The organism is Kribbella sp. NPDC023972 (genome assembly GCF_040639075.1).
Lineage (GTDB): Bacteria > Actinomycetota > Actinomycetes > Propionibacteriales > Kribbellaceae > Kribbella.
Genome location: NZ_JBEZZH010000001.1, coordinates 1,500,533 through 1,525,334 on the forward strand (window position 1 = coordinate 1,500,533; position 24,802 = coordinate 1,525,334).

Genomic DNA, 24,802 nt, shown 5'->3' on the forward strand with positions numbered 1-24,802 from the left:
TTCCCCCTCAGTCGCTCGGCGACTCGATGCGGAGGTTGCGTAGCTCCGGAGTCGCCGGCCCGTCGACGCCCCGGACCAGCAGCGTCAGCCCGGACCAGCCCGGCGGAATCCACAGTACGTCGGGGTCACCGCCGGAGAAGGCCGGCCGCTCGCCGGTCCAGACCCGTCCGATGCACTCCCCGGAAGCCCAGCCGGTGACCCGCACCTGCGTGCCGTCGGGCCGGACAACTGATCCATTCTGCAGCGTTGGAAGGTCCACGTCGAGCCAGGCCTCCTCCCCCGGCTCCAGCGTCAGCGGCAGTGCGAGCTCCGTCGCCGGGCCGTGCTGAAGGGCGAAGGCGGTCAGCAACTCGTCATCCTGTACGGCGCAGGTCCAGTCGGTCACGGGTTGCAAACTGAGCAACTCGCCACGCAGACCACCGCCACTCGGATTGTGCGGAATGGTGACCGAGACCTGCTTCGTCCCGGCGGGCATGAGCACCCAGGGGTTCTCCGCGTGGACCGTGACCGGCTCGCTGTCGCCGACCGTCACGTGCACCGGCTCCCGGACACCGTCCAGGTGCAGAGCCGTCGTGCTCGTCGTGTCGATGCGACGCGTGTAGGTGATCGGCGTACCGACGCGGGTGCTGCTCCAGCCGGTGAGGCTGCGCAGTGGCGCCGGCTCCCCCGCCCAGTGGCCGTCGACAACCCACAAGGCCGACAGATCCTGTGCGTCGACAATCGTCCACAGCGTGCCGAGCCCGCGCAGCGCGCCGAGCTTGAGGGACGGCAGCCGCGCGTCGTCGAAGTTCGCGTGACCCCAGATCTCCACGGTGGCCTGAATCTCCGCGCCGCTCTCGCCGTTGAGCTCCCGGACGTCGACCCGCTGGGTGGCGCCGAATCCGGCGAGCGTTCGAAGCTTGCCGCCGACGGACAGGTCCACGATGTCCGCCGCACCCACGAGGAGCAGTTCGTCGACACCGCTCAGATCCGCTGTCGTCGTGTAGGTCCCGCGGCCGCGATACACCCCGAGCGACTCCAATGTCGGCGGAAGCTCATGTGTCCCGGCCGGCTTACCCGGAGCCCCAGCCTCCCGCTGACGAACCGCAGCCACGTCGCGCGACGCCGTCTGCTCCGCAGGTACGACGCCCAACGGCTCCTGCACCGTGATCGTCACATTGTCGACAATCAGCGTGGTGCCGACCGCGATCTCCACCGGAGTGTTGCCGATGACAACGGTCACCGGAACCTTGGACGAGAAGGTCAACCGGTCGTCGGAGAGCGCCACCAGGTCGGCCGAGGCCAGCGTCAGCGTCTTGTCCCCGAGCGGCAGGCCGATCAGCATCAGCGGGCACGAGTCCGCCGCAACCGCCACCGACACCCCGTCGACGATCGCCCGGCCGTCCGTCGTACCGAGGTTCGGTACGGCGACCAGCCGCCCACCACCGCCCAGGTCGAGGACCGAGGGAGACGAGCTGGTCGGGAAGTCCGCAACCACCTCGACGGGTGCTCCGGAGGTTGCGAGCGCCAACCGGGTGCCCAGCGCGTCGAGGACGCGGGCCAGGACCTGTGCCTCGGCGTACTCGGGCCGCTCGCTACCCGTCGACGATACGTAACCACCGAAGTCGTACCCGTGGCTCATGAAGTTGCCGGGTTTGCCCCAGTTCCCGCTCGACGGCGTGTAGCCGAAGTTCCATCCCGACGCCTGCAGGTACGGCGCGATCAGCGAGGCGCCACTGGCCAGCAGCCGCCGGAGCGTCCGGTGCCGCCGGTTCGTCTCGGTGATCAGCAACGGCAGCCCGCGATCCGCGAGCAAGGTCGCGTAGCGCCGTACCTCATCCTCGATGTACGGCGAGTCGTCGTTCGGGTAGAAGTTGCACGCGGGTACGACGTCCGGCACGTTGCCGGTGGCACCGAAGACGTCACCCTGACCAGCGCAGGCGATCAACGGCACCGTGATGCCATGGGCAACAGCCTGGTCGCGCAGCGCGGTGATGTAGCCGGTGCGGTCCTCGCAGTCGAAGAAGTCCAGCTCGTTCTCCAGCTGGACCATGATCACCGAGCCGCCCGCTCCGTGCTGACGAGCAGCGAGGATCGGCAGGACTTCGTCGAACCAGGCACTCACCCAGGCGAGGAAGCGCGGCTCGTTCTGCCGGACCCGGAGGTCCGGGTCGAGACCGAGCCAGGCCGGCAGCGCGCCGCCGTCCCACTCCGAGCAGATGTACGGCCCGGGCCGGGCGATCACGTGCAGCCCGGCGTCGTGCGCGAGGTCCAGGAACGCGGCCACGTCGCGCCGGCCGTCGAACGACCAGCGGCCGGGCGCGAGCTCGTGGAAGTTCCACGGCAGGTACACGTCCACACACGTGTAGCCCGAGGCCTTGACCTGGTCGAGCCGTTCCCGCCACTGCTCCCGGGGCAACCGGAAGTAGAACAGGGATGCACACAGGACGACCTGCGGCTGACCGTCGATCCGGATGCCGCGGGCATCCATTGTCACCGCGTTCACTTGACCCCCGCGCTGCCGCCGCTGATGTCCATCTCGTACAGGTACCGCTGACCCAGGTAGTAGACCAGGATCATCGGCAAGGTGAGCAGGATCGATCCGACCATCACCAGGTTCCACGGCGGCGCCTGCAGTGCTTGCGACGTACTGGTGATGTACTGCACGCCGAGGGCGAGTGGCATCTTGGTCTCGTCGTTCAGGTAGATCAACGGGCCCATGAAATCACCCCAGGTCGCGGTCAGGGTGAAGATGCCGATCGCGATCAGCACCGGGCTGAGCATCGGCAGCATGATCCGGCGGTAGATGCCGAAGAAGCCGAGCCCGTCCACCATCGCCGCCTCGTCGATCTCGCTCGGCAACCGGGACACGAACTGCCGGACCAGGAAGACGTTGAACGCGTTGGAGAAGAAGTTCGGCACGATCAGCGGCAGGAACGTGTTCACCCAGCCGAGCTCCTTGAACAGGATGAACTGCGGGATCATCGTGATCTGCGCCGGGATCATCATCGTCGCCAGCACGATGATGAACAGCGCGTTCTTGCCCGGCGCCCGCAGCCGGGCGAACGCGTACCCGACCAGTCCGCTGGACAGCATCTGACCGATCACCGCGCCGGTGGAGATGATGACCGAGTTCAGCAGGAACCGCTGCATCGGCAGGTCGGTGCCGAAGACCCGGGTGAAGTTCTCCCAGTGGAACTCGCGCGGGATGATCGTGAAGGTGTTCGCGTTCACGGTCTGGTCGCTGGACAGCGCGATCGAGACCACGAACACCAGCGGCACGCACAGCACCGCCGACACGATGATCAACGTGGCGTAGGTGAACGGCGACGCCCGGAACACGCCCATCACCCGGTCCCGGCTCTCCGATCGAGGCCCCGGCTCCGGTTCCAGCTGAGTCGGCGGGGCAGGGGACAGAACGGTGGCCATCACTTCACCTCGGTCTCGTAGAACACCCAGCGCCGGGCGGTGCGGAAGGCGAGCAGCGTGAACACCAGGATGACCGCGAACAGCAGCCACGACAGCGCCGACGCGTAACCCATGTGGTAGAAGGAGAACGCCTCGTTGAACAGCAGCGGAACCATCATCTGGCTGGCGTTGTCCGGCCCGCCCTTGGTCAGGATGTAGACCTGGGAGAACACCTGGAACGCCCCGATCAGGCCCATGATCAGGTTGAAGAAGATGATCGGGGTCAGCTGCGGGACGGTGATGCTCCAGAACTGCCGGACCGGCCCGGCGCCGTCCACCTCGGCCGCCTCGTAGAGCTCCCGCGGGATGCCCTTCATTGCCGCCAGCAACAGTACGGTCGCGCCGCCGGCGCCCCAGACCGACAGCAGGATCAGCGCCGGTTTCACCCAGATCGCTTCCAGCAGCCACGACGGGCCCGGGATGCCGAACACCCCGAGCACGTCGTTGAGCGGACCCGAGGGGGCCAGCACCATCTTGAAGATCATCGCCGTCGCGACCAGCGGCACCAGGGTGGGCAGGTAGATCAGCGTCCGGAACACCTTGCGGATGCGAACCTGCTTGTTCAGCAGGTTCGCCAGCCACAGGCCGATCCCGAGCCCGAGCGGCACCGAGATCGCGGCGTAGTAGAACGTGTTCCACAACGCCTTCCAGAACACCGGATCCTCGGTCAGCAGCCGGGTGTAGTTCTCCAGCCCGACCCACTTCGGCGGCGTGAACGAGTCCCAGTCGGTCAGCGAGATGTAGATCGACGCGATCATCGGCCCGAGCAGGAACACGACGAACCCGATGATCCACGGCGATGCGAACAAGTAGAACCACATCGCCTCGCGGCGGCGCAACCTGGACATCAGCTCGGCTTGACGATGGTCTCGAGCCGCTTCTGGATGGCGGTCAGCGCGGTGCGCGCGTCCTGCTTGCCCAGCCAGAAGTCAGCCAGCCCGTCGTCGAACGCCTTCTGCATCTCGTTCCAGGCCGGGATGAACGGCGCCCGGTAGACGAAGTCGCTGGACTCGCCGAACACGTTCATGTTCACCGGCTTGGTCATCCAGGCGGGCTTCAGGAACGCGTCGCTCTTCTGCACCTCGATGTTGGCCGGCACGTCCTGGCCGGTGGCGATGATCTGCTGCTGCGCCTCCGGCGAGGTGAGGAAGTCGATCGCCTTGAGTGCGGCGTCCGGGTTCTTCGCCGTCCGGGAGACGGCCAGGCCGCTGCCGAACGCGGTCACCGCCTGCTGCTTGCCCTTCCACAGCGGCGCGATGTCCCAGTCGATCTTGCTCTTGGCCAGACCGCCGATCGCCCAGAACCCGGTGGTGTTCACCGCGACCTTGCCGTTCGCGAAGGCCTGGTCCCCGCCGACGTCCGCGCCCATGTCGGCGTACTGCTTCTTGGTCGGGACGACGCCGTGCTTGAACACCAGGTCGCCGGTCCACTGCAGCGCCTCGATCACCTCGTCGGTGGCGACCGCGGGCTTGCCGCTGTCGTCGATGATCTTGCCGCCGTTCTGGTACACGAAGCTCCACCACTGGGCCCACCAGCCGCCGCCGGCGTAACCCCACTGCTTGCCCGGAACCGTCAGCTCCTTGAAGGCGCTGAGCGCGTCGTCCCAGGTCCAGTCCGCGCTCGGCGCCTTGATGCCCTTGGCATCGAACAGCGCCTTGTTGTAGTACACGATCATCGCGCCGGAGCGGTCCGGGATCGCGTAGACCTTGTCCTGGTACGAGTACAGCTTGCCGATCGAGCCGAACCGCTTCTCCAGGTCGAGCCCGGCCTTCGAGGCCAGCTCGTCCAGCGGCAGGAGCTGGTTCTTGCTCGAGTACACGTTGACGCTCTCGGCCACCTGCATGATGTCGGGGCCCTTGCCGCCGGCAATCATCGTCTGGACCTTCTGCGCGTACCCGTCACCCGGGATCAGCTGCAGCGTCACCTTCAGCTCGGGGAACTTCTTGACCAGCAGGTCGATCCGCTTCTGGTACGCCGTCTTGTCGGCCTCCCCGCCCCACACCGTCATCACCAGGTTGGCGGCGGTGGCGTTACCCGACGACGAGCTCTTCTCGTCACTGTCGGCCCCGCAGGCGGTGAGCGTGATGACGCCCGCGGCCAGACCCATCCCGAGAAAACCCCGACGCGAAACCTGCGCCCTGTCCATGGCCATCGCGCTGGCCCTCCTTGCCTGTTGAACCCTGAGGGTTTCTGTTGAACCCTGAGCGTTTGAGTGGCGGTTAAACTAACCATTGGAATAACCGCTGGCAAGACCTCGGACGCCAAGACGCGAAACCGTGACCTCTTACGCTGAGTAGCCGGCAGGGGTTCCAGGGGCAGTAGCGCCGAGAAGCCACCGGCTGGTGGCGTAGGACAGGTCGCCCAGGTAGCCACTAACGTTCGGGCATGCGGAAAGTGACGTGGGTCGGTGTCGGTTGCCTGGTGCTCGCCTTCGTGGTGAGCGGGTTCTTCGTGCTGCAGCTCGTGCGCAGCATCCCGGGTGCACCGACCCCGATCGACGGTGGTCCGGTCCGGCTGGACGGAGTCGGGCTGACGATCTTCGCGTCGGAGCGGGGTGCCGGCCAGACGTGTACGGCGAAGGACGCGAATGGTCGCGCGATCGCGTTGAAGGAGCCGTCCCGGTCGGAGAAGTTCGACAACGGTGACGTCTACTACGTGGTCGCACACTCGGTCGAGAAGATCCCGGCGCAGACGGTCGACGTCGTCTGCACCAACCAGAGTGCGACCTACTTCGCCGGCCGCCGCCACACCGCGGAGACGTTCCTCGGACCAGCCTTGACCGCGCTCGGCTCGTTCGTCCTGTTCGGCGCCCTCGGCACCGTCCTGATCGTCGTCGCCCAACGCAAGCGTGGTCCGCGGCCGGTGCGATGACCTCGCTGGCGGGTTGTGTGCCGGCTGTCAGGCCGCCAAGGCCTCACCGCCGCCTGCCTCAGTCAGCGGCGCGGGCGGCCGCGATCTCGTAGAGGAAGCTGTTGACGGGCGTGGGCACACCGGCGCGGTCGCCCAGGCGGACGACCGCGCCGGTCCATGCGTCCAGCTCGTTCGGGCGGCCGGCGAGGATGTCGCGTTGCAGGGACGTGGTCCCGTCAGCGGGCAGGCTGTCGATCCAGCCCAGCGTCTTGGGTACGACGTCGTCCGGCAACTGGATGCCCAGCGCCAGGGCGACGTCGCGGATCTCGGTGATGGCCTCGGTGAGGAGTTTGCGGGTGCCGGGCCGGGAGCGCATCACGCCGTACGCGGCGCCGGTCGCAGTGCCCAGGCCGCCACCGGGCACGACCGACAGGAACTTGGTCCAGAGGCCGGCCCAGATGTCGTCCGACACGACCGCCAGCAGGCCGGCGTCCACGAAGGCGGTGCGCAGCCACTCGGTCCGCGGTGTCGGCCGGCTGTCCCACTCGGCGAAGGTCAGCCGGCCCGGTCCGCCGAGGTGGCGGATGGTCCCGGGGCTCTCGACGTACGCGATCACCTCCGCGGCGCCGGGCAGGACCGCCTCGCGCCCGTACACGGCCGCCACCTGATCGGGCGCCTCGACGCCGTTCTGCACGGTCACGATCGCGGTTCGATCACCGACCAGCGGCTCGATCGCGGTGATCGCGTCGGCCAACTGCCAGGTCTTCACGCAGACGAGAACGTAGTCGACCACACCGATCTCGGCCGCGTCCCCGGTCACCCGCACCGGCCTGAGCTCGAAGTCCCCGGCAACACTGCGAACCGCCAGCCCATCCGCCCGCAGTGCCTCCAAGTGTTTGCCACGGGCCACAAAGCTGACCTCGTGTCCGGCCTTCGCCAGCCGGCCACCGAAGTACCCACCGACCCCACCCGCTCCGACCACTGCGACCGCCGTCATCTGCCCCACTCCGTCCGTTACCGGCTTATCTGGTAACAGCGATGGTAGATTATTCCGGGTGAAGAGCTTTACCTGGGTCGGCGGCCGCCCGTCGGTGAACTTCACCGCGACCCTCGGCAAACGCCTGCAGGACCCTTTCGAGCGGATCCCGGGGCCGGCGGAGCTGGCTCGCTGGTTCCGCGAAGCGGGCCTGTCCGATGAGCTGCTCGACGTCACTCCACGCACCCACAAACAGGCCGTCGAGCTGCGCGAAGCCCTCTACCGCCTGTTCACGCGGACGGCGGTTGACCAGGTCGACGTCGATCTGGTGAACCGCTGGAGCACCCGCCCGCTCGCCGGCCCAAGCCTGACCCGCGACTTGGCCCTCGCGCGTCCCCGGACAGACGTCAACGGTCTGCTGACCCTGCTCGCGCGTGACGCCGTCGAGCTCGTCACCGGTCCACTTCGCGACCGGATCCACACGTGCTCGGCCGAGGACTGCTCACTGCTGTTCGTTGACGAGAGCCGTGCCGGGCGGCGGCGCTGGTGCTCGATGAACACGTGCGGCGCCCGCGCGAAGATGAGCCACTACCGCGATGGATTGAGGAGTTCCGTCAATTCAGGACGCGGGTAGAGCGCGGGCTGGTTGGCTCGAGGCATGCGTACAGCGACTAGTTCTCCGAATGAGGCGGCTCAGCTGCTGCAGGCGGATCATCGGCTGCTGGTGGAACGGATCGACGGGTTGAGTGAGGCTGAGCTCCGGGCGCCGTACCGGGTGGTCTCCGGGCCGCTCGGGCACTTCTGTGACTCGCTACATGATCTGACGGCACACCTTCTGATGTGGGACGAGATCACCCTCGCCGTACTCCGTGACGCGGCGGCCGGGCGGTTGCACTGGAGCCTGGATCCGCGCTGGGAGACCGCCGAAGCGGGGAGCGCACTCAACGTCGGCGGTGTCGAGGCGGGCCGGCACCTCCCGTCCGGGCTGCTCCTGCACCGGTTCCACAGCGTCGCCGACGCGCTCGTCGCGGAGATCCAGCAGTACGACGAGACGTCGTGGCACGACCCGTCGACCGGCGGCGGGTACGACGGCAGCATCGGAGCGCTGGCCGAGTACGCCGCGACCCCACCCGACGGCGCGCTCTTCGGACACGCCGCCCGCCACCTCAACCCCGCGCGGGTGCCGGCATGACGACATTCGAGGCCGAGCCTCCGGCGCGGGGGTCATGGGGCGCTGGCTCCCGGACCATCGTCGATCACCCGGCCTACCAGGCGGAGACCGATGCGCTGCTCGCCCGTTTCGCCGACCAGCCACCAGGTCCGGACCTCGATCCCTACCAGGCGCTGCTGCTCGACCGCGAGGAACTCCCCGACCCGTCGCTCGCCGGATCGATCCACCCAGCTGTCCATTGTGAAGACCTGACGATCGGCACCCTCGCGGCACGGATGTACCGACCGCCGACCGACGAGCCGAGGCCGGTGCTGTTGTGGTTGCACGGTGGCGGGTTCATCGGTGGGGACCTGCGCGACATCGAGTGCGCCACGTCCGGAATAGCTGCCGCAGGCAACATCATCGTTGTCTCGCTCAACTATCGGCTCGCCCCCGAAAACCCTTACCCGGCAGCGCTGCACGACGTACGCGACAGTCTCGAGTGGATTCGCGAGCACCAGGCCGAGCTCAACGGTGACGGCAGGATCGCGGTCGGCGGGCAGAGTGCGGGTGCCGCCCTCGCGGCCGGTGCGTGCCTGCTCGCGCGGGACGAAGGACGACCGCTGCCCGACCGCCAGCTCCTCTGCTATCCCAGTCTCGACCTCGACCAGGACACCGAGTCATATCGCCTCTTCGACGGCACGTTCCTCAGCATCGCGCCCGGTCGGTGGTCGTCGGCGCAGTACTTCCCCAGCGGCGAGCTGCCGGCGACCGCCGTACCCCTGCGGGCCGAGTCGTTGAAAGGCCTTCCGCCGGCTCTGATCCTCGCCGCCGGCCGGGATCCGCTGCGCGACGACGCCCGCAACTACGCGGCTCGGCTCGAGAATGACGACGTACCCGTGCGACTGGTCGAGTACGCCGGCACGATGCACGCGTTCCTCAACTTCCCCGCCGTACTGTCGGCGGCGCGGCACGCGATCGAGCTCATCGGCGCCGACCTGCGCGCTGCCTTTCCAGCGCCGTGACGAAAGCCGCCGTGGCCGGTGGATCGGGTGGTTCGCCGTACGTCGCCAGGTAGATCCGGCGTGCGGCGCTCACCTTGGTCGTCTTCACCCCCTCGGCCAGGTGCGTGCGCAACGCCATCCCCGGCATCACGGTGACGCCGAGTCCATGCGCCACGAAGGCCTGCTTCACCATGATGTCGTCGCTGGTGTAGGCGATCCGCGGCGTGAATCCGGCCTGCGCGCACAGGTCGACGAGCTCCTGCCGGCAATGCACGCAGCCCGCGATCCAGGCCGACTCCCGGTGGTCGGTGAGGGTTTCGCCGGTACGACGACTGAGCAGGTACACCGGGTCGTCGAGCAGGTACGTGTACCGGATCCCGTCGCTCGGCGGCTCGTCGTCGTACCGGAAGATGATCGCGAGATCGAGAATCCCCTCGCGGAGCTGCCGCTGCGCGACGACGGGGTGGACGTCGGTGAGCTCCAGCTCGAGGTTGGGGTGCTCCCGGCGAAGCTCGGCGGCGGCCGGCGGGACCAGCACGGTCAGCGCCGAGGTGAAGGCCCCGAGGCGGACCCGGCCGACCTCCAGACCGATCAGCGCGGCCAACTCGGCGTCGGCCGCGTCGACCCGGCCGATGATCTCGGCCGCGCGGCGCGCGAGCACCTCTCCCTCCGGGGTGAGCCGGATCCCGCGGCCCACCTTCTGGACCAGGCGGGCGCCGGTCGCCGCCTCCAGTCGCGCGAGGTGATGACTGACCGTCGGCTGGGTGTAGTGCAACGCCTGCGCCGCGGCCGTTACCGACCCGTGCGCGGCCACCGCGGCAAGCACCCGTAGCCGGACAAGATCGAGCATGAATCGATGGTATCTATGCATCCGCGCCGGCGGTGGCGTGCGGCCTATTACTCAGGTCCGCCGTGGTTGGTGCGGGGAGTGAAGAACTTGGTGGGATTGCCGGCGGCCCGAGGGCCGGACTCCATCCACTGGGTGAAGGCGTCGGGGGCGCGGCGTTCGAGCTCGTCCAGGTAGGCGTGGCGGGCGGCGATCACGGCGAGCCGTTGCTCGTCCGTCGTACAGGTCTCGAGCTCGGTGAAGCTGCGACGCCAAGCCAGGCAGAGATCCTCGTCGCTGAGAGCAGTGAGGTCCGGCGGCTCGGGTGACCTCGATGCAACCGGTTCCGGGGGCGGCGGCTCGGGCATCGGCTGTTTGTCTTTCTTCCGTTCGACCTTCGGCTTCCGCGGCCGTTCGGCCTTCGTCTTCGTCGTTGTCGCCCGCTCAACCGGAGGTTCCGGCCGGCGTACGGGTTCCTTCGACTGCGGCCAGAGCCAGCTGACGAGCGGCGGTGAGGTGACGGCGATCAGCACCAGCAACCAGAGTGTGGCCAGCCCTACCGCCGTCGTGTACCCGGCGATCGCGACCACGCAGAGCCCCGCCCGGCAGGCCCACCGCAGGACGTCGCGGATCAGTTCAGGCGTCTGTCTCTCCTGGGCCAGCCCGACACTCAGATGGACCGAGGCCACCAGCGTCCCGCCCATCAGGAACGCGACCACGATGGTCGACATCCCGACGAACAGGAACGCGGTCACCAGGCCGAGACCGACCAGGATCCCCACTGCTGTCCGCCAGCCGTGGCGATACGTTGCCCAACCGCTGTTCGCCATACCCATCTGGTGCCCACCCACCTCTCTACCAACCGTCACTCCGGCCGCGTTTTCAGTCAAGACGTACGCCGCCCTCACACGGCCCGGATCGCCACTCTGTACGACGACGTGAACCGGTTCCGGTCGACGGTGACCATGGCCCGGCACCGGTTCGGCGAGGGCGAGTACCGGTACTTCGACGAGCCGTTCCCGACGGCGCTGACGGCCTTGCCGCGGGCGCTGTACCCACAACTGTTGCCGATAGCACGGGACTGGTACGCGAAGCTCGGCCGGGAGGCCGAATGGCCGGACCACGGGCGAGGGCCTACTCGGCGGCCGCCAACTCCTCGCAGATGTCCCAGGCGGCTTGCCGGAGGAGGGCCGCGGTGTCCGCAGCGAGGCCCTTCACCGGTACGTCGATGCCGACCGGGTCCTGTTCGAGCAGGGCGATCAGGAAGACACACGCCGCGAGGTAGCTTCCCGCGAGCGCGGGGTGACTGTTGTCCTTGTCGTGCAGCACCGGCTGGTCGTGCAGGCTGAGGAAGCGTTCCCAGACCACGCCGACCGGGACGAGCGTCGCACCTAGCTCGGCAGCACTACCGGCGTACGCGGAAGTCAACGCCTGCTGGGTTTCCGGCGCGTTCCGCCGGGCCCAGGTCAGGTACAGCGCGGTCCGTGCGCCGGCCTCCTTGATCGCCGCGTCGAAGTCACGCACGCTCTCCCGCATCCGCGCCGGGCTTTTGATCGGCAACGTGCTCTGCTCCTGCAGTACGACGAAGTCGAACCCGCCGGTCGCGATCGCATCGAGCGCTTTACCCGCGTTCAGGTGCTGCCTGAGTGACGCACCGCCGGCCGAGACGAGCTTGTGCTCGAGGTCGATCCCCCGAGCTCCGGCCAGGCCGGCGAGCAGCCCGGGCAGGTTGTTCCGGGCCGTGAAGCTGTTCCCCACAAACAGAATCCGCACGCCATGGACGCTACAGGACCTAAACTTGCGCGGTGACTGAGCTTCGGATCGTGCCGGTGAGCGATGACGCGACACTCCTGGACTGGCAGCGCGTGCACAACGAGATCATTCCGACGGCGCCGTTGTCCGTCGACGAGATCCGGGAGCGCGCTGGGCGGCACGTCCTCGAGGTCGCGTACGCCGGTGACGTCCTGGTCGGCTGCTCGACCGTGCGCCCGCCGTCGGAGGAGACCGCGGCGGCGACCGTGATCGCCCGGGTGCTGCCCGAACACCGGCGACGGGCGTACGGCTCGGCCATCTACGAGCGCAGTCTGGCCCGGGGCCGCGAGCTCAGCAGCGCAGGGATCGAGACGCACATCCTCGCGACCAACGAGGACGGGCTGCGGTTCGCCAAGACCCACGGCTTCGTCGAGGTCGAGACCTATCTACTGCCCGGCGACACCATCCCCTTCATCGAACTGCGTCTGGAGCCACGACCCGGGTGAAGTCGCCGGCCGGCTACTGGCCGCGCAAGACCCCGATGCGACGCGACGCGCGCTGGGACGGCGCCGTACCGCTGTTCCTGAACGCCAACCACGGTGTCGCCCCGCCGGTCGAGGAAGTGCGCGCTCTGATGACCTTCCTGCAGGCACAACGCGGCAGGCACTTTGAGATTCTGGGCTCATGAGTGAGGAACAGCCGTCCTGCTGTGCGCCGCCGCGGCCGGTGCTGGGCGTGGGATCGACGCCACCGATCCCACCGGCCCAGCCGTACGCAGCGGCGGATCTGCATCAGATCGAGCAGGTCCGGCTGGACGGTGGCGTGTTCGCGATGGGGGACGGTTACGCCGACGGCAATCCTGGGGATGGGGAGGTGCCGATTCACCAGGTGCGGGTTCGGCCGTTCAGTATCGACGCGACCTCGGTGACGAATGCCGACTTCAGGCGGTTCGCCGAGGACACCGGGTATCGGACCGAGGCGGAGATCTTCGGGTTCTCGGCCGTGTTCCACCTGGCGGTGCAGGCGGATCCGGGCGAACTGATGGGACCGGCCGCCGGTACGCCGTGGTGGGCCGGGGTACGGGGTGCGGACTGGCGGCATCCGGGTGGTGGCCGGTCGGACCTCGACGGGCTCGACGACCATCCCGTCGTCCACGTGAGTTGGAAAGACGCGGTCGCCTACTGTTCGTGGGCCGGGCGGCGGCTGCCGACGGAGGCCGAGTGGGAGTACGCGTCCCGCGGCGGGCTCGACGGCGCACGGTATCCGTGGGGCGATGATCTGCTCGGCGACGACGGCGTCTGGCGCTGCAACATCTGGCAGGGCGTGTTCCCCGAGGCCAACACCGAAGAGGACGGTTATCTCACCACCACGCCGGTGCGGAGCTTCGAGCCTAACGGCTACGGGCTCTGGCAGACGGTCGGCAACGTGTGGGAGTGGTGCGCGGACTGGTTCGGTCCGCGGTACTACAAGTTCTCCCCCGACGAGGATCCGCGGGGCCCGTCCCTCGGCGCGGCCCGGGTGATGCGCGGCGGCTCATACCTCTGCCACGACTCGTACTGCAACCGCTATCGCAACGCCGCCCGCTCGTCGAACACCCCGGAGTCCTCGATGGGTAATGCCGGCTTCCGCACCGTCGCCCTCACTCCCGAGTAGCGACCGTGGTCCGGCGGAGGCCGGGCGTCGTCGCGGCCACGGCTGCGACGGCCACGACACACAGGATGGCGCCGGAGGCCAAGGCGGTGACGCCGGAGGTCGCCTGAGCCACCAGGCCGCCCCGAAGGTTCCCGAGATCAGGGCCTGCCTGGCCGACGATCTGCTCGGCGGCGGTGACGCGCCCGAGCAACTCGTTGGGTGTGTGCAACTGGACGATCGTGCTGCGCGAGATCACCGCGAGGGTGTCCGCGGCCCCGGCGACCGCGAGAAACGCCAGCCCGATCCACGGCACCGGCGAGAACGCGAACAACACCAGGGCGATGCCCCAGCCGGCCGACCCGGCAAGCATGACCGCGCCCGGTCGCGCCAACCGGGTGAACGAACCGGACAGCACGGACGCCGTCACACCGCCGACCGCGATCGCGCTCAGGAACAACCCCAACGTCCGTGGGTCATTGCCGAACCGCTCGGCGTTGATCACCGGGAACAGACTGACCGGCATCGACAACACCGTCGCCGCGAGGTCGGTGATCAACGCGCCCCGGATCACCGGCGTCGACACCACGAACGCCAACCCGTCCCGCACACCGCGCAACCCCGGACGGGCGGCGGCCTCGGCCCGCATGGCCGGCAGGCCGAGTACGCCGTACAAGGCGGCAAGGAAACTCAGGCAGTCGATGAGGTAACAGACGCCGACGCCCCACGCGTTGACGATCAGTCCGCCGACCGCGGGCCCGATCAGCATCGCGCCCTGGAGACCGATCCGGTTGAGCGCGATCCCGGCGGCGAGCAGCTCGCGGGGCAACAGTTGCGGAAGCACCGTCCGCGCCACCGGCCCGCCCGCGGCCGCGAACGCCGCCTGCGCCGCGACCAGGCCGAGCAGTACGCCGACCGGCACCGGCCCGATCACCAGCTGACTCGCCATCAGCGCGGAGACGACAACCTTCCCGCTGATGGTGATCAGGTAGAACCGCCGCCGCTCGACCCGATCGACGGCCGCGCCCGCGAACAACCCGAGCACGATCAACGGCACCGCCTGCGCCAACCCGACCGCACCCGTCCAGGCCGCACTCGACGTCTGGTCCCACACCTGGAACATCACCGCGACGAACGCGAGCTGGCCGCCGAAGCTCGACAGCACCTGGCCCATCCACAACCGCCGGAAGACCGGCGAAACCCGCAGCGGCTCCAGGTCGATCAGCGCGTGCCGGGCACTCATGGCTGCTGTTCGAGCTTCTCGGCGATCCGGTCGTGGAAGCTCTTGCGGGCCAGGGCTTGTTCGACGTCCCGGACCACCTGGGTCATCGGGTACGGGAGCTCGGCCTCGAGCTCGGTGATCGCGGCCTCGGTCGCTCGCCACTCGGCCGCGAGCAGCTCGACGATGCCCTTGGCCTTGGCGGTGAGAGCGACCTTCTTGCTCCGGGCATCGGCGCCGGGCACGGTCCGGACCAGGCCGGCAGTGCGCATCGCCGAGACCTTCTGGCTGAGCGCCGAATGGGTGCGGCCGACCGACTCGGCCAGCTCGGTGATCGTCATCGGGCCTTTGGCATGCAGCCGGAGCAGCTCCATCACGAAGCTCGGCTTCAGCCCCTTGACCTGTCGCTCGGAGTAGATGCGGGCGATGTCCGCGTCCATTCTGGCCTGCAGCTGGTGCAGCCCCCGCCACTGACTCTGCTCGGTCGGATCCTCCATCCCCGCATCATAACAGCACTTATATAAGTCCTGTCGTATTCGTCACCGGGACGGGCGCGGCAGGACGACGCTGCACCGTCGACCGGCGGATCCAGGCAGCGGCCAGGACGGCGGCGGTGACGCTGATGGCCATCAGGGTCGCGAACCCGTACCTGGTGTCGCTGCGATCGGTCACGACCGACGCGATCAGCATCACCACGACCGTGGCCGCGAGCCCGTAGCCATTGGCGACACCGAACGCACGGCCGACCTGGGACTCGTCGACCGAGGTCATCAGCAGGGACCGCGCCGCGATCCGCGCCTGCCCGAACACGAACGCACCAGCCACGACGCCGGCCATCAGCACACCGACCCCGAACTGCGGTTGCACCACCAGCATCACGTTGCAGGCGACGAACCCGACGAAGGCCAACCGCAGGTCCCCGAAGCGGACGGCGGTACGTCGATAGGCCACCGCGGCCAGCAGGAATCCGGCACCACCCAGCGCGTCGACGATCCCGACCACCGCCGCACCGCGGTGCCACTCACCGACGATCAGCACCGGCAGCAAGGCATTGAACACCGTCACCACCACGAGCCCTTGACCGTAGAGCAAGGCGAGCGCGCCCAACGGCAACCTCTGGCCGGTCGGATTGATTGCCGGGTGCAGCTCCTCGACGATGCCGGTACGACGGGGAGCGCGACCGATCGCGAGCACAAGCAATGCTGAGGCAACAAACGTGATCGCATTGAACACGAACAGCGGCGTGGAACCGAAGTACTGCACGGCGAATCCGCCGATCGATGCCGAGAGCAACATGCCGCACTGCAGCGCCATCTCGTAGCGCGCGTTGAAGCGCCGCAACTCGGTCGCCGGCACGCGCTCTCGCACCAGTGCGGCACTCGCGGGCGCGAACAACGCCGCGACAATCGCCAGAGCGAAGTTGCACGCGTACACAAGAGCTTGCTGCGGCGCGCCGATCGCCAGGCCGATCGGGAGGCAGACACCGGCGACAGCGCTCACGACATCGCAGCCAACCCACAGGCGACGGCGGTCGAAGCGATCGGCGAGCCGGCCGAAGTACGGCGACAACAAGGCCTGCGGGACAGCGACGGCAATGAACAGCCAGCCGACGTCCAGCATCGAGCCCTGCGCCTGGACAAGTAGTAGCGCGGCGCCGATCAGCTGGATGTTGTTGCCGAGAGACGTGACGAAGGCTGCCGGAAGCAGCAGCGTAGGAGATCTGAGCACGCGAGAACGCTCTCAACAAAACCTGACAATCCATGGCAGCGATCCTTTTCGCTACCTCAGTTGCGTAAATCCATCGCAGTGGATAGTGTCTTTTCGACACCGAAGTAGCGAAAAGGGGATGGTGATGGTGCGAGGGCGGCCGCGGGATGCTGGGGTGGAGGGACGGGTGCTGGAGGCCGCCATGGCCGAGATGCGGTTGCGGGGGTACGACGGCCTGTCGGTCGACCGGGTCGCGGACCGGGCCGGGGTGGCGAAGACGACGATCTACCGGCGCTGGCCGAGCAAGGCCGAGCTGGTGATCGCGATGATCGCCAGCCTGCGCGCCGCCGTACCGTTCGAGCCGAGCGGGGATCCACGCCGTGATCTCACCGACCTCGTCACCGCGATCTCCTCGGCGCTGACCGCCCTACCGACGACATTGATCGCGGACCTGGCAGCGGCCGCTGCTCGCGAGCCGCGGGTCGGGGAGAGCGTCCGTGCGCTGTGGGGTGAGCGGCACACGACCGTCACCGCGGTCCTCGCGCAGGCCCAACGGGATGGCGTCGTCCCCGGACACGCCTCCCCCGCCGTACTGGTCGACCAGCTCGTCGGGCCGCTGTACTACCGGCTTCTCATCACCGGGGAGCCGATCACGTCCGCCTACGTGAGGGAGCTGGTGCACAGCACCCTCGGACCTGTTCAGGAGAAGTCATGAAGAAGCTTTTGGTTGCCCTCGGCGTCATCGTCGTCCTGGTCGCCGGCTACACCGTCTACACAATCGTCCGGCCGTTCGTCGTGCACACCGAGATCGAGGTGGACGCGACCCCGGAGCAGGTCTGGAAGGTGCTTGCCGACCGGCAGGCGTACGCAGAGTGGAATCCGTTCATCATCTCCTCGACCGGTGAGCTGACGGCCGGTGGCACGATCACCAACGTGCTGCGCGACACCGAGGGCAAGGAGACCACGTTCACGCCCGAATTGCTGGTTGTCGAGCCGAACAAGGAACTGCGCTGGGTCGGCAAGATCGCGTTCGGCGGCATCTTCGACGGCGAACACGCGTTCCGCCTCGAGGAGCTCCCGAACGGCCGCACCCGCCTGATCCACGAAGAAACCTTCCGCGGCGTCGCCGTCCCCTTCACCAAGTCCCTGCTGACCAAGACCATCCAGCCCCAGTTCGTCGCGATGAACCACGCCCTCGCCGCGCGAGCCGCTGTATGAGTGGACTGCTGCGCAAGGTGGATGCGGTGACCGTGCGGGTGCCGGAGCTGGATGCGGGGCTGGAGTTCTACCGGGATCGGCTCGGGCATGAGCTGGTGTGGCGGAACGACGAGATCGGCCAGGCGGGTTTGCGGCTGCCGGACAGTGACACGGAGATCGTGCTGGCGACCGGGCTGGAGTATGCGCCGAGCTGGCTGGTGACCTCAGCGGACGAGGCCGCCGTACAGATCGTGCGGCAAGGTGGCCGGCTGGTCAGGGCGCCGTTCGACCTCCCGGTCGGGCGGTGCGCGGTGGTCGAGGATCCGTTCGGCAACGCGCTGGTGGTGCTCGATCTGTCGAAGGGTCTCTACGTCACCGACGAGCGGGGCTCGGTCACCGGCATCGAGTGACCTCATGTCCTATGTGCATCAACTCTGCGCAAAAGATGCATTGGACGGATGAGCTCCGCACTGGTTGGCTCGAAGCATGGAGAAACGTGCTTTGGGACGAGTTGGAATCGAGGTCAGCCCGGTCGGTTTCGGGTGCTGGGCCATTGGTGGGCCGTTCACTCGCGCGGGCAACGACGAGCCGTTGGGGTGGGGTGAGGTGGACGACGACGAGTCGGTGCGGGCGATCCGGCGAGCCGTCGAGCTGGGCGTGACGTTCTTCGACACCGCCGACGTGTACGGCGCCGGGCACAGCGAAAGGGTGTTGGGCAAGGCACTCGCGGGGATGCGGGACCAGGTGGTCATTGCCACCAAGTGGGGCAACACGTTCGACGAGGCGACCAAGGTCATGCATCACCAGGACACGTCGGCCGAGTATGTGCACAAGGCGGTCCGGGCGTCGCTCGAGCGGCTCGGGACCGACTACATCGACCTCTACCAGTTGCACTGCGACGCGACCAACGACGTCGCGCTGCCGTTGCGGGAGGCCTGCGAGGATCTCGTCCGGGAAGGGCTGATCCGCAGCTACGCCTGGAGCACGGACACGCTGAGCAGCGCGGAGTTCTTCGCCGAAGGCGAGCACTGCTCCGCGGTACAGCACGAGGCCAGCGTCCTGCACGACGCACCGGAGTTCTTCGCACTCTGCGAGCGCGTCGACCTGGCCAGCATCAACAGGACACCTTTGGGTATGGGCCTTCTCGGCCGTCGCGACGCGAACCGGCCGGCCACCGGTGCGGACATCCGGACGCTGCCGCCGTCCTGGCTGCAGTACTTCGACAAGGGCGGCGTACCCGCGCCTGAGTGGGCGGACAAGGTGTCGGCGATCCGCGACGTCCTGGAGAGCGACGGCCGGACGCTTGCGCAGGGTGCGCTCGCGTGGTTGTGGGCGCGGAGTCCGCGGACGGTTCCGATTCCGGGCTTCCGCACGGTCGCGCAGGCCGAGGAGAACGCCCGGGCGATGGAGTTCGGGCCGTTGCGGGACGACCAGCTGGCCGAGATCGCCACGCTGCTCGGGCGGTGATGAATCCCGTTCGCGCGATTGGGTACACGGTCGGTAAGCAACCATCGAGAAGGAGAGAGACGATGCGTCTGATCGTCGACCGCAGTACCAGGCACCGCGGTATCGCGGTGAAGGATCACGGGCATCCGTTCCTCAAGTCCGCCGGGCTCGCCGTGGCCGGGATGTGCGCCGGGATGGTGACCGAGTATCTGCTGGATCCCGAGCGCGGCAAGGCGCGACGAGCCCGGATGAAAGACAAGACGGCACATGCCGCACACGAAATGAACGGCGGCTTGAGCGGCATGTCCCGCGACATGACGAATCGCGGCCGCGGGATGGCGATGGCCGCCCGCTACCGGCTGATGGGACGGTCCGCCGACGACTCTGTCCTGCACGACCGGGTCCGATCCGAACTCGGGCGGCACGTCAGCCATCCGCACGCCGTGCAGGTGCGGGTGGACGGCGGGACCGTGACGCTGGTCGGCGACATGCTGGCCGACGAGGAGAAGGCGGCCCGGCACGCGGTCAAGCGGATCCCCGGCGTGAAGAAGGTGGACGCCCAGTGGACGGTCCACGAGGAGCCGGGCGACGTACCGACCCTGCAGGGTAAGGGGCGCAGCAAGCACTCCCCCGCGAACAGCTGACACACCCCCCGATCCAGCCCGGCGCTCTCGCCCTTCAGGCGGCGGCGCCGGGCTGATCCACGTCCGCGGCGGCCTCGAGCCTTCGCAGGCCAGGGCGGGCGCGCCGATGAAATCTCCACGGCCAACCTCTTGCCGACCATGAGGTTTATCGATATACCTCTGATCGACACCCCACCCTGGGAGCCGTGATGAGGTCTGTAGTGCGGTCAGCCGGCCGGTTTGGTCGTGCCGCGCTCGATCAGTGCGGCAGGCACGACCAGTTCCTGCGGGTCGCCGGTGGGCCCGCCGGCGATCTGGGCGACCAGCAGCGACGTGATCGCGTCGGCCATCTCCTCGTGGCCGGGGTTCACCGTGGAAAGCGCGGGAACCAGGTACGGCGCCTCGTCGATGTCGTCGAAGCCGACCACCTGGACGTCATCGGGCACTCGCAGGCCGGCATCGGCCAGGGCGCGCAGGGCGCCGATGGCCGCCACATCGGTCAGCGCGAACACGGCGTCGAAGGCGATCCCGCGGTCGAGCAGCGACCGGATCCCGTCGTACCCGTCCTGCAGCCGGAAACTGCACCGGACGATCAGCTCGGGATCCACCGGTACGCCGGCCTCGGCGTACGCGATGGCGTAGCCCTCGGACCGCAGCGCCGGCATGTTCGCGGTGGTGTCCAGGTTGCCGCCGAGCAGGGCGACGCGCCGGGCGCCGGTGGCGAGCAGGTGCGCGGTCGCCTGCCGGGCGCCGTCGACGTTGTCCATCATCACGTGGTCGAACCGCGACGGCAGCGCCCGCTCGCCGATCAGCACCACCGGTGCGTCGGTGCGGATCTGGGTCAGCTCGGCCGGGTCGATGTCGACCACACTGAGGATCAGGCCGTCGTACATCCGCAGCCGGGAGAAGGCGACCGCGTCCAGCTCGCCCTCGCGGCTGGCGCCGGTGCGCTCCATCACGATCCGCAGTCCGTGTGCCTCGAACCGGTCGGCGAGCCGGCCGGCCAGCTGGGCGAAGTACGGGCGCTCCAGTTCCGGAACCGCGAGCCCGACCACCCCGGTGCGGCCCGCGCGCAGATGCCGGGCGGCCAGGTTGACCTGGTACCCGAGCTCGCTGATCGCCGCCAGCACCCGTTCCCGGGTCGCCTCGCCCACGCGCGGCCGGCCGTTGATCACGTTCGACACGGTCATCGTGGACACCCCCGCGGACCGCGCCACATCGGCCATCGTCACCACGGTGCCCGGCTTCTTCATGGTCCATACCTTAGACATCATCTGGAGTTGCGATGAGATCCTCACCCCGCCGCATCGTCGACGGCCTGCCGGCAGGAACAGTGAAGTCATGATGCGCGCACCCTCGCCGCTCTACACCGATCCGGTGCATCTCGCGCCGACCGATCCGACGCTGATCGCCGGGCCGGACGGCGCGTGGTGGATGTTCTACACGCAGCGCCGCGCGCGTGAGCCCGACGGCGGCACCCGCTGGGTTCACGGCACCGACATCGGCGTGGCCCGATCCGTCGACGGCGGCCTGACCTGGACGTACGACGGTGTCGCGGCCGGTCTCGATCCCCATCCGGGCCGCAACACGCTGTGGGCTCCCGAGGTGATCCTGGCCGGCGATCGCTATCACATGTTCACCAGCTACATCCCCGGCGTACCGGACCGCTGGGAAGGGCATCCACGGTCGATCCTGCATCACACCTCGACCGACCTGCTCGATTGGCGGTACGACGGAGTGCTGCCGCTGTCGTCGGATCGGGTGATCGACGCGTGCGCGCATGAGTTGCCCAGTGGTGGGTGGCGGCTCTGGTACAAGGACGAGGCGCACGGGTCGACCACCTGGTCAGTGGACTCGCCCGACCTCGCCGAGTGGTCGGCACCGGTCCAGGTGATCGGTGGTGCTCCGCACGAAGGGCCGAACGTGTTCCAGCTGGGCGAGCACTACTGGATGATCACCGACGAGTGGCGCGGGCAGGCGGTCTACCGGTCCAGCGATCTGACCAGCTGGGAACGTGCCGGGCAGATCCTCGCCGAGCCGGGAACGCGGTCACTCGACCGGGGTGTCGGCCACCACGCGGACGTCGTGGTGGGCCGGGACGAGAACGGGCTCGAGGTGGGCTGGATCTTCTACTTCACCCATCGCACTGTTGCCACTGATGGGGAACACTTGGTCGACAACGAGGTCGATCCGCAGCGGCTGACCGACATCCACGTCGCGGTGCTGCGCGCCGACGGCGACCGGCTCAGCTGCGACCGCGACGCACCGGTCGCCCTTGACCTGCGTCGTACTGTCTGAAACACCAAGAAAACAAGGAGACTTCGTTGTCCAAGGTATCGTCGTCGCGGGTCGTGATCGACCTGGACGTCTCCGGTCCGGCCATCAGCCGGCACCTGTACGGGCACTTCGCCGAGCACCTGGGGCGGTGCATCTACGGCGGGTTCTACGTCGGTGAGGACTCAGACCTGCCGAACGAGGGCGGGATCCGGCTCGACGTGGTCGAGGCGCTCAAGGCGCTGAACATCCCTAACCTGCGCTGGCCGGGGGGCTGCTTCGCGGACGAGTACCACTGGAAGGACGGGATCGGCCCGAAGGACAGCCGGCCGTCGATGATCAACACCCACTGGGGCAACGTCGAGGAGAACAACCACTTCGGCACCCACGAGTTCATGGCACTGTGCGAGCTGCTCGGCGCCGACCCGTACGTGAACGGCAACGTCGGCAGCGGGACCGTCCAGGAGATGAGCGAGTGGGTCGAGTACCTGACCCGCGACGGTGACAGCCCGATGGTCCGGCTGCGCAAGGCGAACGGGCGGGACGAGCCGTGGAAGGTGCCGTTCTGGGGTGTCGGCAACGAGACCTGGGGCTGCGGCGGCAACATGCGGGCCGAGGCGTACGCCGACATGGCCCGGCGCTACGCCACCTTCTGCCGCAACCACGGGGACAACAAGCTCTACCGGATCGCCGCCGGCGCGTCCGACTACGACCTGGCCTGGACCGAGGCGCTGATGAAGGCGATCAGCTGCCTGGGCTGCGGGCGGGAGCCGAAGAACATCTTCCAGGCGATCTCGTTCCACTACTACACGATCGTCGGTTCGTGGGGGAACAAGGGCAGTGCCACCGACTTCTCCCTGGACGACTACTACCGGACGCTGATCAAGGCGCAGGACATCGACCGGATCATCCGCGGCCACTCCGCGGTGATGGACGCGTACGACCCGGACAAGACGGTCGGCCTGGTGCTGGACGAGTGGGGCACCTGGTGGGACGTCGAGCCGGGCACGAACCCCGGGTTCCTGTTCCAGCAGAACGCGATGCGGGACGCGCTGGTGGCGAGCGTGCACTTCGACGTGTTCCACCGGCACGCCGACCGGCTGGTGATGGCGAACATCGCGCAGACGGTCAACGTGCTGCAGGCGATGGTGCTCACCGACGACGACGGCGGCCTGGTGCTGACCCCGACGTACCACGTGTTCGAGATGAACAAGGGCCACCACGACGCGACGTCGGTCCCGACGCACCTGGTCGAGCAGCCGGCGCCGTACGAGCTGGACGGCAAGACGATGGAGCTGCTGTCCGCCTCGGCCAGTGTGAAGGACGGCAAGGCGCTGATCTCGGTCAGCAACCTGGACCCGAGCTCGCCGGCCGACGTCGTGCTGGATCTGCGGGGTGCGGACGTCCGCAACCCGTCCGGCCGGTTGCTGACGGCATCGAAACCGCAGTCCTACAACACGACGACGGACCCGTCCGCGGTCGCTCCGGTGCCGCTGACCGGGCTGGAGGCGGACCCGCGCGGCCTGCGGGTCACGCTTCCACCGCACTCCTTCGCCACGATCAGCCTGGACGTGTGACCAGGATCTGAAACTCGCGCACCCAGTTCGTGCCCGTCGACGTCGGCAACCTGGTCGGCGTCGACGGGTACGGCGGCATGGACGACGATCTGGTCGTCCTCGAGCTGCGCCTGCCGCAGCCGCAGCATGCCGCGCGGTTCCGCGCGAAGTCCGCGATGGTGAACCTGCGAGCACCTTCCTCGTTGACACGGTGTCAAGGTCAACGGGTCAGCGGGCGCGGCGGGTCCTCCGGTCGTTCTCGCGCTGGATGGCGTCGACCAGTGCGGGCTTCGTCATGGTCGAGCGGCCGGGGATGCCCAGTCGGCGGGCGACGTCGTACAGGTGCTGCTTGCTCGCGTTCGCGTCCACTCCCCCGGCGGTCTCGGCGGAGTCCGCGGACGACGCGGCGGTCCTCTCGGCCTGCTGGTCCGAGGGGCCGCTCTCCTGCTTCGGTTCCCAGTGGTCGCCGATCTTCTCGTACTGGTGCTTCAGGGCGGCGAACGCGGTCCGGTGGGCCCGTTCGCCCTCGCCGTACGTCTCGACTGCCGCGTCGTGGGCCGCGACCCAGATCTCCTGAGCGTGCTCGGGTGAGCGACGCAGTGTGGACGGCAGTTCCTGTCTGCCAGGCATTCGGGCCTCCTCTCCTCCGGAGGTCCGGTACCCGAATCACACCCTGGAGACGCTGCTCAGGAGGGGACCTGAGTACGGCGGTCGCGGACGGCGGCGACCGCGAAACCGGTGAGCATCAGGGCGATCCCGCCGGTGCCGAGGCCGACGACCACGTTGCCGCGGTTGTCCAGGCGTGGGTCGCACTGCATCGGCGTGATGCCCTTGTCCGGCTGGAACACCGACCCGCAGTCGCGACCGTCGACCGTGACCGGGCGGACGGCGAACACCACCCCGGCGATCAGCAGGACCACTCCCACCGCGCCGAGAACCTTGCTCAGCACTGCCCGTCTCGCAGCGCCGACCGCGGGACCTGCGCGACGGCAGCCACCAGGACCGACCACACCTGCCTGGTCAGACCTCGCATCTGGCGCTCACACTCCCTGGTAGCCCGGTAGGATTTGATCAAATCTAACGCAGCTAGTCCTCAGCGCTGAAGCCTGGATCCGGGCCCGGTTCGAATCTTCACCCAGTTCTAAC

General features: G+C 68.3%; 28 protein-coding genes and 1 pseudogene. 15 read left to right on the forward strand and 14 right to left on the reverse strand.

Annotated elements, in window-relative coordinates; translation table 11 throughout:
• Positions 1-7 precede the first annotated feature (7 nt).
• From AB0F43_RS07015 to AB0F43_RS07030, 4 genes are read right to left on the reverse strand one after another with little or no spacing between them, the layout of a single operon-like run.
• A complete protein-coding gene (locus AB0F43_RS07015) occupies positions 8-2,470 on the reverse strand; it encodes a beta-galactosidase (protein ID WP_360473054.1) in 2,463 nt (820 codons plus the stop codon).
• 11 nt (positions 2,471-2,481) lie between these two features.
• Positions 2,482-3,408: a carbohydrate ABC transporter permease gene (locus AB0F43_RS07020; RefSeq protein WP_360471742.1), complete on the reverse strand. Its 927-nt coding sequence runs from the start codon at positions 3,406-3,408 to the stop codon at positions 2,482-2,484.
• Complete coding sequence (locus AB0F43_RS07025) at positions 3,408-4,295, reverse strand: sugar ABC transporter permease (RefSeq protein WP_360471744.1); 888 nt, start codon at positions 4,293-4,295, stop codon at positions 3,408-3,410. Before AB0F43_RS07025 ends, AB0F43_RS07020 begins: the two co-directional genes overlap by 1 nt.
• Positions 4,295-5,599: a sugar ABC transporter substrate-binding protein gene (locus tag AB0F43_RS07030; protein ID WP_360471747.1), complete on the reverse strand. Its 1,305-nt coding sequence runs from the start codon at positions 5,597-5,599 to the stop codon at positions 4,295-4,297. The genes AB0F43_RS07025 and AB0F43_RS07030 overlap by 1 nt, the downstream gene beginning before the upstream one ends.
• Before the next feature lie 233 nt (positions 5,600-5,832).
• Here AB0F43_RS07030 and AB0F43_RS07035 point away from each other — a divergent pair, with 233 nt between their 5' ends.
• Positions 5,833-6,318, forward strand: coding sequence for a hypothetical protein (locus AB0F43_RS07035; protein ID WP_360471750.1), 486 nt, complete (start codon positions 5,833-5,835; stop codon positions 6,316-6,318).
• Positions 6,319-6,376: 58 nt separating this feature from the next.
• On the opposite strand, the gene AB0F43_RS07040 is transcribed toward AB0F43_RS07035, so the two are convergent.
• The gene (locus AB0F43_RS07040; protein WP_360471752.1) at positions 6,377-7,294 is read right to left on the reverse strand and encodes a 2-dehydropantoate 2-reductase; all 918 of its coding nucleotides are present in this window, start codon (positions 7,292-7,294) and stop codon (positions 6,377-6,379) included.
• Positions 7,295-7,352: 58 nt separating this feature from the next.
• On the opposite strand from AB0F43_RS07040, the gene AB0F43_RS07045 reads away from it, so the two are divergent.
• Genes AB0F43_RS07045 through AB0F43_RS07055 form a run of 3 tightly spaced genes read left to right on the forward strand, consistent with a single transcriptional unit; the run spans position 7,353 to position 9,448 of the window.
• Complete coding sequence (locus tag AB0F43_RS07045) at positions 7,353-7,907, forward strand: ABATE domain-containing protein (protein WP_360471755.1); 555 nt, start codon at positions 7,353-7,355, stop codon at positions 7,905-7,907.
• A gap of 24 nt (positions 7,908-7,931) precedes the next feature.
• Positions 7,932-8,465, forward strand: coding sequence for a maleylpyruvate isomerase N-terminal domain-containing protein (locus tag AB0F43_RS07050; protein ID WP_360471757.1), 534 nt, complete (start codon positions 7,932-7,934; stop codon positions 8,463-8,465).
• A complete protein-coding gene (locus tag AB0F43_RS07055) occupies positions 8,462-9,448 on the forward strand; it encodes an alpha/beta hydrolase (protein ID WP_360471760.1) in 987 nt (328 codons plus the stop codon). The genes AB0F43_RS07050 and AB0F43_RS07055 overlap by 4 nt, the downstream gene beginning before the upstream one ends.
• Here AB0F43_RS07055 and AB0F43_RS07060 read toward each other — a convergent pair.
• Together AB0F43_RS07060 and AB0F43_RS07065 are read right to left on the reverse strand one after the other, a co-directional pair.
• A complete protein-coding gene (locus AB0F43_RS07060; RefSeq protein WP_360471762.1) occupies positions 9,408-10,277 on the reverse strand; it encodes a LysR family transcriptional regulator in 870 nt (289 codons plus the stop codon). The two genes, AB0F43_RS07055 and AB0F43_RS07060, sit on opposite strands and share 41 nt — an antisense overlap.
• 47 nt (positions 10,278-10,324) lie before the next feature.
• On the reverse strand, positions 10,325-11,083 hold the full coding sequence (locus tag AB0F43_RS07065; RefSeq protein ID WP_360471764.1) for a hypothetical protein: 759 nt from the start codon (positions 11,081-11,083) through the stop codon (positions 10,325-10,327).
• Positions 11,084-11,218: 135 nt separating this feature from the next.
• Here AB0F43_RS07065 and AB0F43_RS07070 point away from each other — a divergent pair.
• A pseudogene (locus AB0F43_RS07070) lies at positions 11,219-11,365 on the forward strand (2OG-Fe(II) oxygenase); the annotation flags it as partial.
• 22 nt (positions 11,366-11,387) lie between these two features.
• Here AB0F43_RS07070 and AB0F43_RS07075 read toward each other — a convergent pair.
• On the reverse strand, positions 11,388-12,026 hold the full coding sequence (locus AB0F43_RS07075) for a hypothetical protein (protein WP_360471767.1): 639 nt from the start codon (positions 12,024-12,026) through the stop codon (positions 11,388-11,390).
• Positions 12,027-12,058: 32 nt separating this feature from the next.
• On the opposite strand from AB0F43_RS07075, the gene AB0F43_RS07080 reads away from it, so the two are divergent.
• From AB0F43_RS07080 to AB0F43_RS07090, 3 genes are read left to right on the forward strand one after another with little or no spacing between them, the layout of a single operon-like run.
• Entirely contained in the window at positions 12,059-12,511 is a 453-nt protein-coding gene (locus tag AB0F43_RS07080; RefSeq protein WP_360471770.1) for a GNAT family N-acetyltransferase, read from the forward strand.
• On the forward strand, positions 12,508-12,693 hold the full coding sequence (locus AB0F43_RS07085; RefSeq protein WP_360471772.1) for a hypothetical protein: 186 nt from the start codon (positions 12,508-12,510) through the stop codon (positions 12,691-12,693). The genes AB0F43_RS07080 and AB0F43_RS07085 overlap by 4 nt, the downstream gene beginning before the upstream one ends.
• A complete protein-coding gene (locus AB0F43_RS07090; RefSeq protein WP_360471775.1) occupies positions 12,690-13,658 on the forward strand; it encodes a formylglycine-generating enzyme family protein in 969 nt (322 codons plus the stop codon). The genes AB0F43_RS07085 and AB0F43_RS07090 overlap by 4 nt, the downstream gene beginning before the upstream one ends.
• Here AB0F43_RS07090 and AB0F43_RS07095 read toward each other — a convergent pair.
• The 3 genes from AB0F43_RS07095 to AB0F43_RS07105 are packed head-to-tail and all read right to left on the reverse strand — an operon-like array spanning position 13,645 to position 16,581.
• Positions 13,645-14,877 (reverse strand): MFS transporter, encoded by a 1,233-nt coding sequence (locus tag AB0F43_RS07095; protein WP_360471778.1) that lies wholly within the window; start codon positions 14,875-14,877, stop codon positions 13,645-13,647. The genes AB0F43_RS07090 and AB0F43_RS07095 overlap by 14 nt on opposite strands.
• On the reverse strand, positions 14,874-15,350 hold the full coding sequence (locus tag AB0F43_RS07100) for a MarR family winged helix-turn-helix transcriptional regulator (protein WP_360471781.1): 477 nt from the start codon (positions 15,348-15,350) through the stop codon (positions 14,874-14,876). The genes AB0F43_RS07095 and AB0F43_RS07100 overlap by 4 nt, the downstream gene beginning before the upstream one ends.
• Positions 15,351-15,369: 19 nt before the next feature.
• Positions 15,370-16,581, reverse strand: coding sequence for an MFS transporter (locus AB0F43_RS07105; protein WP_360471784.1), 1,212 nt, complete (start codon positions 16,579-16,581; stop codon positions 15,370-15,372).
• A gap of 124 nt (positions 16,582-16,705) precedes the next feature.
• Here AB0F43_RS07105 and AB0F43_RS07110 point away from each other — a divergent pair, with 124 nt between their 5' ends.
• The 5 genes from AB0F43_RS07110 (at position 16,706) to AB0F43_RS07130 (ending at position 19,847) form a co-directional block, all read left to right on the forward strand.
• A complete protein-coding gene (locus tag AB0F43_RS07110) occupies positions 16,706-17,275 on the forward strand; it encodes a TetR/AcrR family transcriptional regulator (RefSeq protein ID WP_360471787.1) in 570 nt (189 codons plus the stop codon).
• Positions 17,272-17,778, forward strand: a complete 507-nt coding sequence (locus AB0F43_RS07115) for an SRPBCC family protein (RefSeq protein ID WP_360471789.1) — start codon at positions 17,272-17,274, stop codon at positions 17,776-17,778. The genes AB0F43_RS07110 and AB0F43_RS07115 overlap by 4 nt, the downstream gene beginning before the upstream one ends.
• Positions 17,775-18,167 (forward strand): VOC family protein, encoded by a 393-nt coding sequence (locus AB0F43_RS07120; RefSeq protein WP_360471792.1) that lies wholly within the window; start codon positions 17,775-17,777, stop codon positions 18,165-18,167. The genes AB0F43_RS07115 and AB0F43_RS07120 overlap by 4 nt, the downstream gene beginning before the upstream one ends.
• Before the next feature lie 76 nt (positions 18,168-18,243).
• On the forward strand, positions 18,244-19,224 hold the full coding sequence (locus AB0F43_RS07125) for an aldo/keto reductase (RefSeq protein ID WP_360471794.1): 981 nt from the start codon (positions 18,244-18,246) through the stop codon (positions 19,222-19,224).
• A 62-nt stretch (positions 19,225-19,286) separates the two neighbouring features.
• Positions 19,287-19,847 (forward strand): BON domain-containing protein, encoded by a 561-nt coding sequence (locus AB0F43_RS07130; protein WP_360471796.1) that lies wholly within the window; start codon positions 19,287-19,289, stop codon positions 19,845-19,847.
• A gap of 206 nt (positions 19,848-20,053) precedes the next feature.
• Here the strand turns inward: AB0F43_RS07130 and AB0F43_RS07135 are convergent, their stop codons facing one another.
• Positions 20,054-21,079 (reverse strand): LacI family DNA-binding transcriptional regulator, encoded by a 1,026-nt coding sequence (locus tag AB0F43_RS07135; RefSeq protein ID WP_360471799.1) that lies wholly within the window; start codon positions 21,077-21,079, stop codon positions 20,054-20,056.
• Positions 21,080-21,167: 88 nt separating this feature from the next.
• Here AB0F43_RS07135 and AB0F43_RS07140 point away from each other — a divergent pair, with 88 nt between their 5' ends.
• Together AB0F43_RS07140 and AB0F43_RS07145 are read left to right on the forward strand one after the other, a co-directional pair.
• Positions 21,168-22,124, forward strand: coding sequence for a hypothetical protein (locus tag AB0F43_RS07140; protein ID WP_360471802.1), 957 nt, complete (start codon positions 21,168-21,170; stop codon positions 22,122-22,124).
• 26 nt (positions 22,125-22,150) lie between these two features.
• Entirely contained in the window at positions 22,151-23,677 is a 1,527-nt protein-coding gene (locus AB0F43_RS07145; protein WP_360471804.1) for an alpha-L-arabinofuranosidase C-terminal domain-containing protein, read from the forward strand.
• Positions 23,678-23,884: 207 nt separating this feature from the next.
• Here AB0F43_RS07145 and AB0F43_RS07150 read toward each other — a convergent pair whose 3' ends face one another.
• The gene (locus AB0F43_RS07150; protein WP_360471806.1) at positions 23,885-24,286 is read right to left on the reverse strand and encodes a ChaB family protein; all 402 of its coding nucleotides are present in this window, start codon (positions 24,284-24,286) and stop codon (positions 23,885-23,887) included.
• Positions 24,287-24,342: 56 nt separating this feature from the next.
• On the reverse strand, positions 24,343-24,606 hold the full coding sequence (locus tag AB0F43_RS07155) for a hypothetical protein (protein WP_360471809.1): 264 nt from the start codon (positions 24,604-24,606) through the stop codon (positions 24,343-24,345).
• Between the last annotated feature and the right edge of the window lie 196 nt (positions 24,607-24,802).